The sequence below is a fragment of the Bradyrhizobium liaoningense genome (assembly GCF_018130955.1).
Taxonomy (GTDB): Bacteria; Pseudomonadota; Alphaproteobacteria; order Rhizobiales; family Xanthobacteraceae; genus Bradyrhizobium; species Bradyrhizobium liaoningense_C.
In genome coordinates, this window is sequence record NZ_JAFCJM010000005.1 from 161,912 (window position 1) to 176,770 (window position 14,859).

General features: G+C 65.5%; 15 protein-coding genes. 1 reads left to right on the top strand and 14 read right to left on the bottom strand.

All coding sequences use genetic code 11. The features are described 5' to 3' along the window. Positions 1–22: 22 nt before the first annotated feature. From JQ632_RS06215 to JQ632_RS06280, 14 genes are read right to left on the bottom strand one after another with little or no spacing between them, the layout of a single operon-like run. A complete protein-coding gene (locus JQ632_RS06215; protein ID WP_212401404.1) occupies positions 23–571 on the bottom strand; it encodes a phage baseplate assembly protein V in 549 nt (182 codons plus the stop codon). Further along, a complete protein-coding gene (locus JQ632_RS06220) occupies positions 568–1,695 on the bottom strand; it encodes a hypothetical protein (RefSeq protein ID WP_212401405.1) in 1,128 nt (375 codons plus the stop codon). Before JQ632_RS06220 ends, JQ632_RS06215 begins: the two co-directional genes overlap by 4 nt. Further along, positions 1,696–2,070, bottom strand: a complete 375-nt coding sequence (locus JQ632_RS06225) for a hypothetical protein (protein WP_212401406.1) — start codon at positions 2,068–2,070, stop codon at positions 1,696–1,698. It lies immediately after the preceding gene. Then, entirely contained in the window at positions 2,067–2,723 is a 657-nt protein-coding gene (locus JQ632_RS06230; RefSeq protein WP_212401407.1) for a hypothetical protein, read from the bottom strand. The genes JQ632_RS06225 and JQ632_RS06230 overlap by 4 nt, the downstream gene beginning before the upstream one ends. Continuing rightward, complete coding sequence (locus JQ632_RS06235) at positions 2,720–3,859, bottom strand: DUF4157 domain-containing protein (protein WP_212401408.1); 1,140 nt, start codon at positions 3,857–3,859, stop codon at positions 2,720–2,722. Before JQ632_RS06235 ends, JQ632_RS06230 begins: the two co-directional genes overlap by 4 nt. Next, entirely contained in the window at positions 3,860–5,917 is a 2,058-nt protein-coding gene (locus JQ632_RS06240) for a DUF4157 domain-containing protein (RefSeq protein ID WP_212401409.1), read from the bottom strand. It abuts the gene before it with no gap. Beyond that, complete coding sequence (locus JQ632_RS06245) at positions 5,914–6,180, bottom strand: hypothetical protein (RefSeq protein ID WP_212401410.1); 267 nt, start codon at positions 6,178–6,180, stop codon at positions 5,914–5,916. Before JQ632_RS06245 ends, JQ632_RS06240 begins: the two co-directional genes overlap by 4 nt. Further along, the gene (locus JQ632_RS06250) at positions 6,177–8,093 is read right to left on the bottom strand and encodes an ATP-binding protein (RefSeq protein WP_312015570.1); all 1,917 of its coding nucleotides are present in this window, start codon (positions 8,091–8,093) and stop codon (positions 6,177–6,179) included. The genes JQ632_RS06245 and JQ632_RS06250 overlap by 4 nt, the downstream gene beginning before the upstream one ends. Further along, positions 8,090–9,412, bottom strand: a complete 1,323-nt coding sequence (locus tag JQ632_RS06255) for a DUF4255 domain-containing protein (RefSeq protein ID WP_212401411.1) — start codon at positions 9,410–9,412, stop codon at positions 8,090–8,092. Before JQ632_RS06255 ends, JQ632_RS06250 begins: the two co-directional genes overlap by 4 nt. Further along, positions 9,409–10,140 (bottom strand): hypothetical protein, encoded by a 732-nt coding sequence (locus JQ632_RS06260; RefSeq protein ID WP_212401412.1) that lies wholly within the window; start codon positions 10,138–10,140, stop codon positions 9,409–9,411. The genes JQ632_RS06255 and JQ632_RS06260 overlap by 4 nt, the downstream gene beginning before the upstream one ends. Continuing rightward, positions 10,137–10,844 carry a hypothetical protein gene (locus JQ632_RS06265; protein ID WP_212401413.1) on the bottom strand — a complete coding sequence of 236 codons (708 nt, stop codon included), beginning with the start codon at positions 10,842–10,844 and terminating at the stop codon, positions 10,137–10,139. The genes JQ632_RS06260 and JQ632_RS06265 overlap by 4 nt, the downstream gene beginning before the upstream one ends. Positions 10,845–10,862: 18 nt before the next feature. Further along, positions 10,863–11,384, bottom strand: a complete 522-nt coding sequence (locus JQ632_RS06270; RefSeq protein WP_140979389.1) for a phage tail protein — start codon at positions 11,382–11,384, stop codon at positions 10,863–10,865. Positions 11,385–11,393: 9 nt separating this feature from the next. Continuing rightward, complete coding sequence (locus tag JQ632_RS06275; RefSeq protein ID WP_212401414.1) at positions 11,394–12,977, bottom strand: phage tail sheath C-terminal domain-containing protein; 1,584 nt, start codon at positions 12,975–12,977, stop codon at positions 11,394–11,396. Positions 12,978–13,037: 60 nt separating this feature from the next. Beyond that, positions 13,038–13,295 carry a hypothetical protein gene (locus JQ632_RS06280; protein ID WP_212401415.1) on the bottom strand — a complete coding sequence of 86 codons (258 nt, stop codon included), beginning with the start codon at positions 13,293–13,295 and terminating at the stop codon, positions 13,038–13,040. Positions 13,296–13,646: 351 nt separating this feature from the next. On the opposite strand from JQ632_RS06280, the gene JQ632_RS06285 reads away from it, so the two are divergent. Continuing rightward, positions 13,647–14,846, top strand: a complete 1,200-nt coding sequence (locus JQ632_RS06285) for a DUF4157 domain-containing protein (RefSeq protein ID WP_212401416.1) — start codon at positions 13,647–13,649, stop codon at positions 14,844–14,846. The last annotated feature ends 13 nt before the right edge of the window (positions 14,847–14,859 follow it).

The following is a 14,859-nucleotide window of genomic DNA, read 5'->3' on the forward strand; positions in this document are numbered from 1 at the left end:
TGCCTTTCGCTCGCGCGCTCCGTCAGATGACGGTCAGAGCACCCATGTTGATATCGACGGCAGGCCCGATCAGCGTGATCGAGGCGCCCTTGCCGTTTTGGATGAAAATGCCGAGATCGTTGACGACCAGCGTCGCCCCCGTCAGGCTCTTGAGAATGATGCCGCCGGTCGCAGGCGTCGGTGGCATGTCGCTCAGCATCAGCATGTTCTGCCCGAGCGTCTGCATGCAGATATTCGGCGAGACCGGAAGACCGGCGAGCGCGAGCGGCGGCACGTCGGATGGCAGCCCCCAGCGACAGCCGACCCAGATCGGTTTTGACGGATCACCGCGCTCGAACTCGACCCATACCCCCGCCCCGATCGGCGGCACCATGTAGACACCCATCGGCGGACCGCTCGGACCCGCCAGCGGCACGCAGGGCTCGGCCCAGCTCGACGGCACGAGGCCGGTGACGTCAGGCACCTCAAGCAGCAGTCGTCCGCGCAACAGCGGATCGACATTGTTGATGACGGTGCCGCGATATTTTCCGTAGTAAGTGCGGATCTCCGGCGAGGTCGTTGTCGTGGTCATGGCAGCACCGCGGGTGTGTTGGAGATGAGCCCGTCGCGCGACAGGTTGAAATTCTGCTTGTATTCGCCGTGCTTGATGTTGTGCGTGACGCTGTTGACGTAATAGAGCCCGTCATAGGCGAGCCCGGCGCCACGGACGCCGACCAGCATGCGCGAGCGCAGCACGCGTCCATAGCGCAGCACGTCGAGCGAGCCGCTGCCGGTAACGGAATCGTTGGCCGAGAGCAGCATCCGCAGGGCAAAATTCGCTGCGGCGTCCGGGGTCAGCGACGCCATGCCTTCGGCGAATTCGAGCTTGCTCGGCAGGGTCGGCCGCGCGCCGAGCGGCGGACGCAGGATGCTGACGTTCGGCAGCGGAATTTGGATCGGAACCTTCTTCGTTATCGGATCGAAGATGGTGATGACGACGATCTTCTTGGCGGTGCCGTCGAGGCTAAAACTCAGCGACTCCACATTGGTCAGCGCGTCCATGTTGACATTGAGCGCCGGCTGCGGCGCGGGGATGCGGATGTCAGGCCCGAAATAGGCAATGCTCGATCCCGGCAAGGGGCCAGGCTCGACATAGAACACGTAGCCGCATTTGTAGGCGAGCTCCCTGACATAGGCGAGGTCGGTGCCGTTCTGGCTCGGCAGCTCCTCCAGCGGATTGGTCATGTCGGGCACGATCGGGGGGATCGCGACCGGCGCGATGCCGAGCACGGCATATTTGCCAAGGATAGCGTAGACCCGCGCCACCACGGGCATCGCCGGAAAGCGCATGAAGGGCATCTCGACGAGGTCCATCATCCGGCTCAGATCCTCGCCGGTGATGGTCAGCGTCGACTTGCCGACGTCGTTGCTGGGCGAGATTTCCTGGCGTGTGACGACGCCGTCCATCAGCACGTTGGGCAGGCCGTTGACGGTGGCGATGATGATCACCCGCGTGACGATCGGATCGAAATAGCCCGCGGGTAGCAGCGTGGTTTCCAGCAGCGACTTCTTTCCGATCTTGAAGCTGAGCTGAAAACCGCTGGAGTCGGACGAGCTCGTCACCTGCACGCTGTCGAGCGCGTTGATGACGTCGGCCAGCGCCGGCACGGGCACGCCGGGCCCGATCAGCAGCGAGAGCTGGATGCTGCCGGCCATCTAGCGAGCTCCTTTCGGTGCAGGAACGCCTTCCGGCAGCGTGATGCGCAGCGAACGCCCGATGGTCTCGATCAATTCGTCGGGACGGATCGCATTGTTGGCGTCGCACAGCCGCCAGTACAGCTCGGGGTCGCCGATATAGCGGGCCGACAGATTATCGAGCCTGTCGTTGTCGGCGACGACGTGCTCCTTGATCGTTGCAAAGCGGGAGGCTTGCGGCACGAAACGGCGGCGCAAATATTTGATGGTGCGACCGTCGGCGCTGGTCAGCGACGTCGAGTCGAGACCGTAGTAGCGGCTGGTCGGCGGGAACAGTTGCGCCCCGGCAGCCGAGCTCTGCAGCAACGCGTCGAGCGTCTTGACCGCGTCCGTCATGGGATGCCTCCGATGCCCAGCGCATCGAGCCCGCTCGACGGCGCCTTCGACGACAGCATTTCCTTGCGCTGGAGGTAGCCGAGGAACAGCGCCCCGCCCTTGTGCGCGAAGCCGAGGTCATTCACCGACAGCACGCGCAAGCCGAGGCTGACCTTGGCGCGGATCGGATTGAGGTTCGGATCAAAGGCTTCCTCGGTGACGCTGAACTCGGTGACGCGCACCGGCACCACGCGTTGCGCGCTCCAGACGAACAGCACCATCGGCGCCTCAGTCGGCGCGATCTCGATGGTCCCGTAGCTCGCCTGCGAGTTCTCCCCGATCAGGTCTCCGGCCAACGGGTTGATCATCGATTCCAACGCTGCGATCTGGGGATGCAGTCCGAACTTCACCGTGTTCGGATTGTCGTTGGGGAATTCGAGCTGGTCGGAGGCATCGAGCTCGGCCTCGATCTTGAAGGTTTCGACCGCCGGGCCCTTCAGCCGCAACGCCTCGGAGCGGTCGCCGGCTTCGCCGATGCCCTGCACTTGCAAGGTGCGCGACACCTGGTCGGGGGTATACTGCAGGGTGATCACCCGCTTGACCGCGCCGGATGACGGGTCCACCAGCACGAGCCCGCCGCGCAACGTCTTGGGTGAACCGGGGAAGCCTGTCATTTCGGAGCCTTCGCGGTGCCTGGGTTCTGGTAGAAGTCGTCAAATGCGGAGACGGCCGCGCCCATGGTCGGCGACGCCAGAGCTCTGGCGGTCGCATGCTCGTTTTCGACGAGTCCCTTGGCGGGATCGCTCAGCGTAAAGCCCCACCTCAGCGCGGCGTAGACGTATCCGGTGTCGGGCGCTTTCGCGGCCGTCTCGAACGAGAAGCGGGATCTGATGGTCGTGCCCGGCCAGTCCCGCAGCGACGCTTCGGTGATCGTCTTTCCACGCTTGCTGCCATCCTTGTTGTCCGGGTTCGCTGCTGCCGGATAGTCGTCGATGTAATAGGGCAGCACCGGCGCATCGGTCTTTGCGGTTCGCGGGGCGCGGTTCTTGTGAACGACGTCGACGAAGAAGCCGGGATCAACTTCGTTTTTCGCGTCTACCTTGGTCATGACCTTCATGCGGTTCGCCTCATCCCCCTTCCATTCGTGCTCCTTGCCGGTGTCCAGATCCTCGACACGGGCAATCTGGAGCAACCGGATCTTTGCGGCGTCGGGCGCGGTGTCGTACGCCCTAAACTTGATCGTGCCCGACATTCCGCTCTTCGCGTTGGGATGAGATTCCGTTTTCAGGTTGAGGTCGAATTGTCCGTCCAGGCTCTTCCTCGGATCGGTCAGGTCTCGCTGAACTTGGGGAGACACTGCAGTGATGCCCGTTCCGCCGGAGGTCGGCGTGTCGGCAATGCGCGCGGCCTCCAATTCTGCTGGATCCGATGGACGACTGACACACAGACCATCGTGCGGCGAGACGCTGGCACCTCCCTGTTGCACCGTGTGCACCGCCTCATGCGCCAGCAAACGCTCCCGTCGCTCGGCGGTGAGTGCGCGCGATTCGGCACCCAGATGTATGTCCCGTCCCAGAGCGTAGGCCCGCGCGCCCAGCCGATCGGCTGCGGCGTCCGAAGCCCTGCCGCTGTGAATGCGGATGTGGCCGAGATCGTAGTTCAGCCGCTGCTCGAGCGGACGCCGCACCTGCGTATCGAGCGGCCGCGCGGGATCGCCGGAGGCGGCGCGCAACAGATCGGTTGTGGACCGTCGAGTGCGCGGAATAAGCGCGCTGTCCTGTTCGATGCCGCTGTGCGAACGAGCGTTCATTCACGCGTTCCTGTAGATTGTATTGCATTGTCCATCGTCGATCGTCTCGCCGAGCGGCGCCTCGTTCGTCGAAGTCATGATGTTGGTCACGGCCTTCCGGTGAGCTCCGGAATCGAGCAGAATGTGACCCATCTCATGGGCCAACGACCGTCCCATTGCGTCGTTCGACACATACGCGGCCCGGCTCGCCAGTGCGGTCGATATGCCGGGAGGACAGGAATCGGCGCGGTTATGAGTGCTCAGCGTCGGCACGTAGAATGTGCGTATCCGGGCAGACAGGCCAAAGGTTGTCATTGCGCCATTGATCAGTCGTCGTTCCTCGACACTTGGCGCGCCGCAGGTGCCTTCCTGAAGGATGCGGTCGGCCCCGATCCACGCCGTTGTGTCCGCGGGCGTCGCAGGCTGCTGCACTCCGGGCACGAACCTGACATTGCAGCTGGCAAATATGCCGTTCGCGGTCGCGATATCGGCCGCCGGATCCCGGTTCGACCCATCGAGCTTCACGGTGTCGATCGTAACCGTCTTTTCCGTACGGCTGCGTGTCGCGTCCGGCGGCGCGACCGCGACCGTGCTGGCGATGGCGGCGGACATGACGGCAAGACGCGATTGCTGCGTAGCGTTCAGAGGTGGCGCCGCGGCATTCAGCGAAGCCTGGAAAAGCCGCAGGATGGCGCTGCCGTCACGTTGCGAGGCAAGGAGGACCCATTCGCGTTGCACGAAGTTTTCCAGAAACGCGATCGCAATGCCCAACGCGTCAGCCGCGCTGAGTTGACGGAACACCTCGCGGATGAATGGCAGCTCCGCCGTCGCGCTGGTCAACGCGCGCGCCCCCAGGGTGATGCCGCGGCTGGTGGCGTCTGCAAACTGCGGATCACGCAAGAAGGTCGCGACCTCGACCGCGATCTGCGCCGCCGACGGTGCAACCGTCGCCGTCGCGCGCTGCTGGAGCACCGGCGCCATCGCAGGATCGAAGGCGCCGGCAAGTGCGATGATCGTTTGCGGATTCACCGTCGCAACATGCGTCGCCTCATCGATCTCGACCGGCAGCGGAAGGCGCAAGCCTGCACGCCATTTCTGCATCGCCGGCGGTTGCTGCGCCGGCGGCACTTCGAGGTAGGTCTGATTGTAGACCAGCAGCGCCTGCGCAAGCTGGTCCGCCGTAACGATGTCCAGCGGCAACGGGGCGGCCGCGCCGGGCGGGGTGAACGGCGTCGCCGTGGTCCACAGCGGCAGCAGTTCCAGCGACAGCAAGTGCAGCGTCATGTTTTCGCCGATGATCACGCTGAGCCGGCTCATGCCGCCATCGAGCAGGCCGCCGCGGACCCCGACGGGGCCAACGACGGTATCCTGGACATCGGTCGGCACAAACTGGATCCCGCTACGCGCGGTCTGGCCCAGATTCATCGCCAGCGGCACGGCGTCAGGTGCGCCGGTGTTGAGCCGCGACACGATTTGCGCTGGCCGTTGCAGCCTCGGACGGTCAGGTCCGACGGAGGTCGCGAGCGAATGATCCGCGGCGACCGCAGCGCCGATCTGCTCAGCTTCCACTTCATCGGCGCTGTGCGACGGATCGATTTGCAATCCGCCGCCTGCGCTAGCCGCAGGTGCGCCGCGCTGCTGCACAACATGGGTCAGCTCGTGCGCCAGCAGCCGCCTGCCTTGAGCGGTATCGGGCGCGTAGTGACCGCCCGCGAACACGATGTCGCGTCCGACCGTGTAGGCATGCGCGTTGACGGCGCGGGCCGATCGTGTGGCATCGGATCCGGTATGGACGCGAACGTCTGCGAAACTATGCGCGAAGCGATGCTCCATGAAGGCGCGCGCATCCTGGTCCAGCGGCGTCCCCGGCCTGCGCAACACCTCGTCCACGATCGCAGGCGCGCGTGGAGGCCCGAGCCCGCCGGCGGCCTTGCGTTGCAGCTTGGTCCCGCTGCATTCCTCGCACTGCGCTCCGTCATGGTCAGCGCAGGCGCATCTGCGTTGCAGCAGCCGGCTCGACGACGACCGGGCGACCGGACAGGCCGCCGGAGCGGCCTTGGCGGCAACGGCGCGGATCATGACGGGATACTCCGTGCCAGCCGCCGCCCTGCCCCTATGCCTATCGCCTGCGGTGTCGCCGATGTCGCCAACTGAACGGGTGCCGTACGCAACGAGGCCAGCGAGCAGCTGACACGAAGTTGCCGCGCGGTGGCGGGACTACTGAGCTGCGCGACCAATTCCTGGGTCAGGCCGGCGGCGATCGCGTCGCGCTGGTCCGGCGGGAAGCCGCGCAGCACCAGCCGGTCGATGGTGACATGAACGCATCGCGGGCGGTGTGTCATGTCCAGCCCCGCGTTTCGGTTTCCGCGAGCGGACGTTCCAGTTTTGCGCTTTCGGCATGGGCCGCGGCAAGCAGATGACGCATCGCGAGCGATCCGCCGTCGTCGGCTGCGAGGAACGCCGCGTTCAGAGCGATGTTGCGGATGCTGCCGCCGGTGACGTTGAGGCGGGCCAGCTTGCCGAAATCGAGCGCGTCCGTAGGTGCTGCGGCCGGCACACTACGCTGCCAGATCGCCTCGCGCTGCTCGAGATCGGGAAATGGAAAATTGACGATAAAGCGTAGCCGGCGCTGGAATGACGCATCGAGCGCGGATTTCAGGTTGGTGGTCAGGATGGCGAGCCCGCGATACGCCTCCATGCGCTGGAGCAGATAGCTGACCTCGATATTGGCGTAGCGGTCATGGCTGTCCTTGACCTCGCTGCGCTTGCCGAACAGGGCGTCGGCTTCGTCGAACAGCAAGATCGCGCCGCTTTCCTCGGCAGCGTCGAACACGCGCCGCAAATTCTTCTCGGTCTCGCCGATATATTTGCTGACCACCGACGACAGGTCGATGCGGTAGAGATCGAGTGCGAGGTCGTTGGCGAGCACTTCGGCCGCCAGGGTCTTGCCGGTGCCGCTCTGGCCACTGAACAGGACGGCGACGCCGAGGCCGCGTACGTGGCGGTTGCCAAAACCCCACTCGTCATAGACGCGCGTCCGCTGCCGGACCTGGGCCGCGATCTGCCTGAGCACGCCGAGCTGCGTGTCAGGCAGCACCAGATCGTCCCATGTGGCGCGAGGCGTAATGCGCTGTGCGAGCTCATCCAGGCCTCTCCGGCCGCCTTCGCGGCAGGCGTTCCAAATCGCCGCCGCAGCCGGTTCGCCGATTTCGATGCGATCGCTCACCGTGGCACCGGCCACGGCGATGCCGCGTGCCGTGAGGCGAAACTGTGCCGTCACGCTGTCGAGCGCAGCGTCGAGCTCGGCGCTGTGCGTTCCGAGCGTGGCCCGCCACAACCGTTTCTGCTCGGCAGCATCCGGCTTGCCGAGCTCGAGACTGAGCGTCGGGCCGCGCAAGCGCGCCGGCTCGCGGGCCACGACAACCAGTGGGCCGCGAATCCGTGCCGCCAGTTCGCGGACATTGGCGTTGACGGCACCATCGCCGCATTGCACCAGCAGCGCGGCCGGCAGCAGCGCCGCCTCGCGGTCCCACAACACGACGAAGTTTTCGAGATCCGCCGCTCCGGCCGGCACGTCCTCGATCCGGAGCACGAAAAGCTGGAGGCCGCAGGCCGCCGCCGCAGCCGCAGCAACGTCCTCGGCACCCAACGGATCATCGCCGCCGAGATGCACGACGGCGCGTGGCATCGACGGCCGGGTCCAGCACGCCGCGATGGCGTTGGCGAGCGTCTGGTGCTGCGCCGCCATCACGCGTGACGGCAGGTGGATCGTGAGCAGCGGCCAAAGCCGTTGATCGAGCAGGTTGATGCCGGCAAGAAAATGCAGGATGCGCTCGTCGATCCGCAAGACGGCGCTGGTCAGCGGATGGTTCGGCTCCACCTCGATCAGCCGCCAGCGGCGCAACGGACGCGCGGGCGTCAGCGCGCTCCAATGCGGTTCGGCGAGCTTGCCGAGCGCCGTGGCGAAGCTCGCGCCACGCTCGCCATTCGGCCTCGCGCAGGCCGCAGAAAATTGTGCATCCATCTCCATGCCTGCGCAGAGCAGCAGGATGTCGCGCTCGAACGGCGATAGCTCGAAGATGTCAGCGATCACGTCGATCGCGGCCGGCTGCAACATCCGCGGCGCGCTGCCGCTTGCCTGGCGATCGTCGGTTGGCGTATCGCCGGTGATCTGGCGGCGCAGGCGCAACAGCTCGGCGACCAGATAGCGCTGGTTTTCATCGACCCAGGTCACTGGCTGGTCAGTGTCAGTCACGGCTTCACCTCGAGCTGCGGCCCGACGAACACTGGGGGCGAAACGTCGTAGTTGATCAGCTGGCTGTCCACGCCGTCGACACGCAGGCGGACCCAGTACAGGCCAGGCTTCAACTGCTTGAAGACGAAAGTCGGCGTCTTGGTCGGTGCCGTGAACGGATTGGCCAAGACCTCGCGCCCTCCGAGCATGAGCGACACCCGCTGGTCGGGACGGACCGCGGGCGTGCAGGTGGGCGTCAGCGTCAGACTTTGATCGGCGGCGAGATTGACCGGTGTCGTGAACGTCACCTCAGGCGCGATCGACAAGGACTCGAGGTTGGTGAGGCGCGGCGCCGGATCCGTGCCATGCACGAGCTGTAGCGTCGCGGCATAGATCCCGGCCGGGAAGCCGCCCGGAAAGTCCGCTGTGGTGAGCGGCAGCAGAAACGACACCATCGACGCATCGGGCGCCGCCGCCGGTGGCGTGATCGCGATGTTGACGCCGAGGCGCATATTGCTGAGCAGCAGCGTGTGGCCGCTGCCATCGAGGTCGTGACCGTGAAATTCGACGGTGTCGCCGAGCTTAGCGGCCTTCTGCGAATGCGGCAGCACGATCGATTGGATCTCCGGATATGGCGAGGCCATGCCGGCGCGCACATCGACGCCCTGCTCCAGATGCGTCACCGGATCGACCGGCCCGCGCGTCAGCACCGGCAACGGCACCCGCGCAGATTTCCGCGATTCGATCAGCACCACCGTCACCTGGTACGGCGCGGTCGGCCGGTAATGCGAGTTGATCGCGGTCCAGAGTTTTGACAGCTCTTCCGTGTTCATCACCGAGGGCGTGATCTTGATCTGCTCGATCTGGTCGGCGAGCTCGGAGGCCTGCAGCGCCTGGTAGATCGCCGGCAGCATGCTGCCGGTGACCGGCGGGCTCGGCGGATTGAGCGCGGTGCGAATGGCGGCCCGCGCCAGCACCGGCGTCTCGTGCAGGATCTGCATGGCATAGCCGAGCAGGACCTCCGCCTCGAGATCCAGCGTGCCATAGGCGGTCAGGAGGTAATGCAGGTCGAGCGCCAGCGGCGGATTGCTGATGCGCTCACCGGCGGCATTGCGCGAGGGGTAGCCGACATTACGCCATCCGATGTTGGGCGTGGCCTGATGCAGGAAGAGATTAAGCCGCCGCGTGGTATCGTTACCGAGCTCGATCGCATCGGGCGCGAGCGCCGAGACCACAACGCCGCTCCCCATGGTGCTGGCCAGATTGTGGTCGATCAGGCCGCCATCCAACAGGTCCTTGAGAACCGCAGTGACGCCGGCAATCGCGAGCGCGTTGCTCATGACGGCCTCCGGCCGCGCTGACGAAGATATTCATCGAGAGACATCGGTTTTTTGGCGGTCGAAGCTGACTCGCGGCGGCTGGGCACAGCGGGCGCAATCGCCGTCAATTCGACGCGACCGATATGGATGTGCACGTCGGCAGGCGGGGCTGCTTCAAAACCTGATGTCCTGACATCGGCAGGCCGACCGCGGATCGCGCGGGTCGCAACGCGCGGCGCAAGCGGCCTCTCGGGTTTGGGTCGGGGACGGCCGGCAATCTCAACCGACCTGTCCACGGGTGCAGGCCGGATCGGCAGCGACGTTTCCGCCGCGATGTCGCGCTGGCCTTCTGCTCCACGCCGGTCCGCATCCGGCGCGTCTCGCGTCCTGAGGGCCGGCCGCGGCTCTTCCTTCCCGGCGGCGCGGATCGGGATACGGTGGCTCGCAACGGGCTCACTCGGCATCGGCGCCTGCGCTTCGCTGGACACAGGGTTGGATTCGAACGCAAAACTCGTTGCGACGGGGATGTCGTCAACCGCACCCGCGGGCAACGCCGCCGTCTGGTGCCTGCTCGGCGGTGGCGGGAACTGGCTTTGCGCGACATGCTCGGGCGCTGCCTCCGCGTGATCCGCCGGCAGCGGACTTTCGCCCTGGGCTGCGCGCGCAAGCGAGATCGGAGGACGCACCGGGCGCATGCCGAGCCCCTGCCCCAGTGCCCGCCCCGCCAGCCAGCGCAGATACCCGGTCATGTGAAGCACCGCTGGAGATAGGCATCGCGCCTGGCATCGCTCATCGCGAGGATCTGCTGCTCGCTCCAGCCATAGGACATCGCAAGCGCGTGCACCTCGTCGAGCAACCGCCCCGCGCGCGCCGCGATCTCCTCCCAAACCCAGCCGGCGACGTCGAGCCGATCGTGCCACACCTGCCCGCACGCGACGCAATCGAACCGCAGCTCGATGTCGGCTTTGGTCTCGACCGCGGCCATTCCGCTCTCGACCTCATCAAGCAGGGATTGTGACCAATCGATCCCGGACGGCGCATTGAGGCAGCAGCGTTGTAACAACTGCCGGACGGCAGCGTCGACGTCGTTGTGGCGCGCGACCGCCGCAAGATCGCCGCTGTTGGGCAGCCGAAAGCGCAGGCCACTCGCGAGCACGATCTCGCCGTGCTCGCGTGGCGGCGTGCCCGCCAGCAATCGCTCGACATCTAGGTCGAACTCGTGCTCTTCGCCGCAGCCTGGGCAGTTGGCGCAGCCCACGAGGGTGTTGCCGAAGGTGGCACGGCGCAGTTGCAGGATCGCCGCGTCGCGTGCGCCGATCGCGATCTCGGCGCAGCGCTCCGCGCTGCTCTCCGGCATGGCCGCGCCGAGCAGCAGGAGCGCGCGTGCGACCGGACCGCATCCGGCGCCGCGTTCCCAGAGACCGAGCAGTGCATGGTCTGCCAGCGCGTTCATCCTGCGTGATCCCCGCGGCTACGGCTCGACGAAGGTCGGCTCGCTCGGCTCGGCGACCTCGTAGTCGCGCTCCCAGCCCTCGTTCTCGAGCTTAATGTGCTGGATCGCGACCGCGTTGGCGTTGGCGTCGAGGTCCGGCAGCGACTGGAATTCCGACACCCAGGCGCGGTAGACCTTGTAGGCGAGCGCGAGCTGACCGGCCTCGTTGTAGACCTCGATGATGAGGTCCTTGCGAAAATCCTTCAGCGACACCTCCATCCCGAGCCCGGAACCAAAATTCCAGACCTTGTTCGCCCATTGCTCGAAGGCGACGTCATGGGTGACGCCCCGCTCCAGCGTGATGGCCTCGAACTTGGTGCGGCCGGGCGATTTGCGCGACGTCGAGGGATCGCCGCCCTCGCGATGCTCCACCACCTCGGTGGTGCGTTTGAGTGACGAGCATTTGGAGATGCCCGCGACGTAGCGGCCATCCCATTTCACCCGGAACTTGAAGTTCTTGTAGGGATCAAAGCGTTGCGCGTTGACGCTGAACTGAGCCATGGCGCGTCCTCAGGTTTCGATCTGGCCAGCGATCTGCTGGATCTGGATGACGACGAATTCCGCGGGCTTGAGCGGTGCGAAGCCGACGACGATGTTGACGATGCCGTTGTCGATGTCGGTCTGCGTCGTGGTCTCGCTGCTGCATTTGACGAAATAGGCGTCCTTCGGCGTCGCGCCCTGGAAGGCGCCCTGCCGGAACAGCGTGTTCATGAAGGCGCCGATGTTGAGCCTTATCTGTGCCCATAGCGGCTCGTCATTCGGTTCGAACACGACCCATTGCGTGCCACGGAACAGGCTCTCCTCGATGTAGAGCGCGAGCCGGCGGACCGGGACGTACTTCCATTGCGACGCCAGCGCATCGGCGCCGTCCAGCGTGCGCGCGCCCCATACCACGGTGCCGATGATCGGAAGGCTGCGGATGCTGTTGATGCCGACCGGATTGAGGCCGCCGATCTCGTTGTCGCTGAGATTGCCGGTCAGGCCGTTGATCGAAAGACCGAGCACGCCCTGCAAGCCCGCGTCGGTCCCCGCCGGCGCCTTCCAGACGCCGCGGGTAACATCGGTGCGGGCGAACGTTCCCGCCACCGCGCCGCAGGGCGCGAAGGCTTGCAAATTGTTGTCCTGGAGCGGATCGGGCATCAACAGGCGCGGGAAGTATACGGCGGCATAGGACCGCGTCGCGGTGACGCCAAGGGACGATACGCTTGGCACCGGGTTCGCCGTCCATGTGGACGGCGCATCGACCAGCAGGATCGCGCGGCGGGATTTGCAGTAGTTGGCGGCATCCGGCCAGGTATTGGCGTTGTCGGTCGTGGTCGGCGTGTACGGCGGAATGCACAGCATGTTGAAGATGTCAGCGCGGTCCAGCGCGTACATTCCGGTTTTTGGGGTCGTGGTGGAATTGGCCGATGCCGTGACCTCCGTTGAGCTGACTGCGATGCCGTCGGTGCCGGACGCTGCGGTCGCGACCGCAGACGCCTGCACCGCGGGAGCCAGGGGTGGGGTCGCGGCGCTCAACCCGCTGGACACGCGCAGCAGGGTCGATTGCTGCTTGAGCACGGTGGTGACGAAGCGGGGATCCGCCGGGTCGACGGAGACGTTGAGGAACACCTCGCGCGTGCCGCTGCCGCCCTGCTTGACCGCATCGTTCTTGGTGTCGGGGTCGTCGAAGACGGTCAGGTTGAAGAGCGAGACGTTGGCGGGATCTCGCGTGTTGTGATCGACCGAAACCTTGAGGTTCATGCCCCACGAGCCGGGGCTCGCCGCCATGAAGATTTCGTTGTTGGTGAGCTTGAAGTTTGCCGATGTTGCCGCCGAACCACCGCTGCGGGTTGCGACGCGGACGATGATCGCCTGGCTGCCGCCGTTCTGGAAGAACTGCTGCACGGCATAGCTCATGGTGCTGTCGCGCCACAGCCCGCCGAACTGCCGCTGGTAGTCCGCATAGCTGAAGATCGTGACCGGCTCGTCGACCGGACCGCGCCAGGCACGTCCGACGAAGGCCGCGATCGAGGTTGCCACGCCTGCGATGGTACGCACGCCGCTCGGGAGCTCCTCGATATAGACGCCGGGATATGTCAGGGGTACTGGCATCGGTAGTCCTTTCGATTGCGTCTGTTGATGGACGAATTGTGCGGACTGCGCAGCGTGCTGCTATTCCTCGGGATCATCGGGAGGATGGGCGGCGCGGAAGATGACAGTTCCATCCGGAAGCACGCTGCTTGCGAGCCGGCGGCGCGCAACCAGATAGTCGAGCGCCTCCTGCACCGCGTCCACGGAGTCGCCGAAGCGTTGGCGCGCGACCCACCAACTGCGAATGCCTTCGGCCGTGTCGGCCGCATGCGGATGATCTGTGACGTAGCGCTCGATAATTCCTGCAATCGCAATGGTTCGCTCGCTAACCGCCTGCACGGATGAAACTCCGCGGGAAAAGTCTTGCGTACCGACTGCACGCGTCGTGCCAGCGCGAAACTGCTTGAAATTCTACGTCTTTCTCCAGAGCAAGTACGACGACTGGGTCGAATAGACCTCACCTCCGGTCCGCGCCGATCTCGCAAGTTGCGATGCAGCGGCACTTGCGACGTAGTGAGGGCGCATCACCCCATGAGGGAAAATCTCCCCAGCCGATCGCAATTGCGGAATGAATTCAGTGGCATTGCGCAAATCGAAATGACGATGAACGGCGATTCTGCTATGACGCAGCTGGACTGCGACGCGGGCGCGAACTGCCCTAAGCCGTCGCGCCACAGCCGGAGACGCGGCATGACGACGGTACGTATCCGGCTTGGCTCGCAGCGGACGTCATCACCCGCCAGTGCCGTCACCAGCCCGGCATGGAACCGAGCGCAGCGCAAATCCGCCGGCAAGGATGAAAGCGCGACGCTGCAACCGGATGCCGGCCATGCCGTCGAGCAGGCGCTGGACTCACCCGCACGGTCGCTCGACAACGCGACCAGAGCCGAGATGCAAGGCCGCTTGGGCCATGATTTCGGCGACGTCCGGATCCACACCGGCCACCAGGCCGAGGCGTCAGCCCGCGCAGTGCATGCCAATGCCTATACGTTCGGCCGCGATATCGTGTTCGGACCCGGCCGCTATGCGCCGCATGCACTGGAAGGCCAGCGCCTGCTGGCGCATGAACTCACACATGTCGTGCAGCAGGCTCTCTCGTCCGGCCCTCACGCGCGACCGCAGCGTCTCGGCGCGTTCAATGATGCGCTCGAGGCCGAAGCGGACCGGGCCACCGAAGGTATAGGTCGCCCATCCTTCGCGGCGACTCCAACCCGCCTCTCCGCTCCGTCGCCGGTGGTGCAACGGGATGGCCCCGCCAAGGATGCCAAGCCTGCGGCCTCCAAGGCCAGCGGCTATCCGACCGCCTGGCAGGCAGCTCACGCGGCGCTGGCCATCTGCAATCCCAAATCGATCAAGTCGAAGGACCCCACCAACATCCTCTCGTCGGGCAATGAATATGGCGGGCTGATCTACAAGATCGGCGACGAGTTCTTCTTCACCGAGGCCGTGGTCGGCCAGGGCGCCGGCGGCGAAAGCGCCGCGGTCGATCCGTGGCTGGCGCTCGACAAGGTGCCGGAGGCCGCCAAGCACAGCATCGTCGGCGACTATCACACCCACGGTGCGCCGCCCGATCCCAGGCGCGATCCGCGCGAACGCATCAAGGATCCCGGCGAAGATTTCTCCGGCCATCACGCCGACGTCGACCCCCTCAGCAAGACGGTGATCACCGGGACCGAGAAGAAGACGGGCGACATCTGGGAGGTTCGCGACGACCTCACCAAGCACAAGGCGAGCATCCTCAATCCGGAGACCTACACCGCGTTCCTGGCGACGCCGACGGGGCGGTTCACGCTGTTCATCCCGAAAAAGAACATCGTATTCAGTTTCAGCCCCGACCCGCGCCTGCTCCCGCCCGACCAGAAGCCGCAGGCCGCCTCCTACGCGCACTGAAGCCACGCGGCGC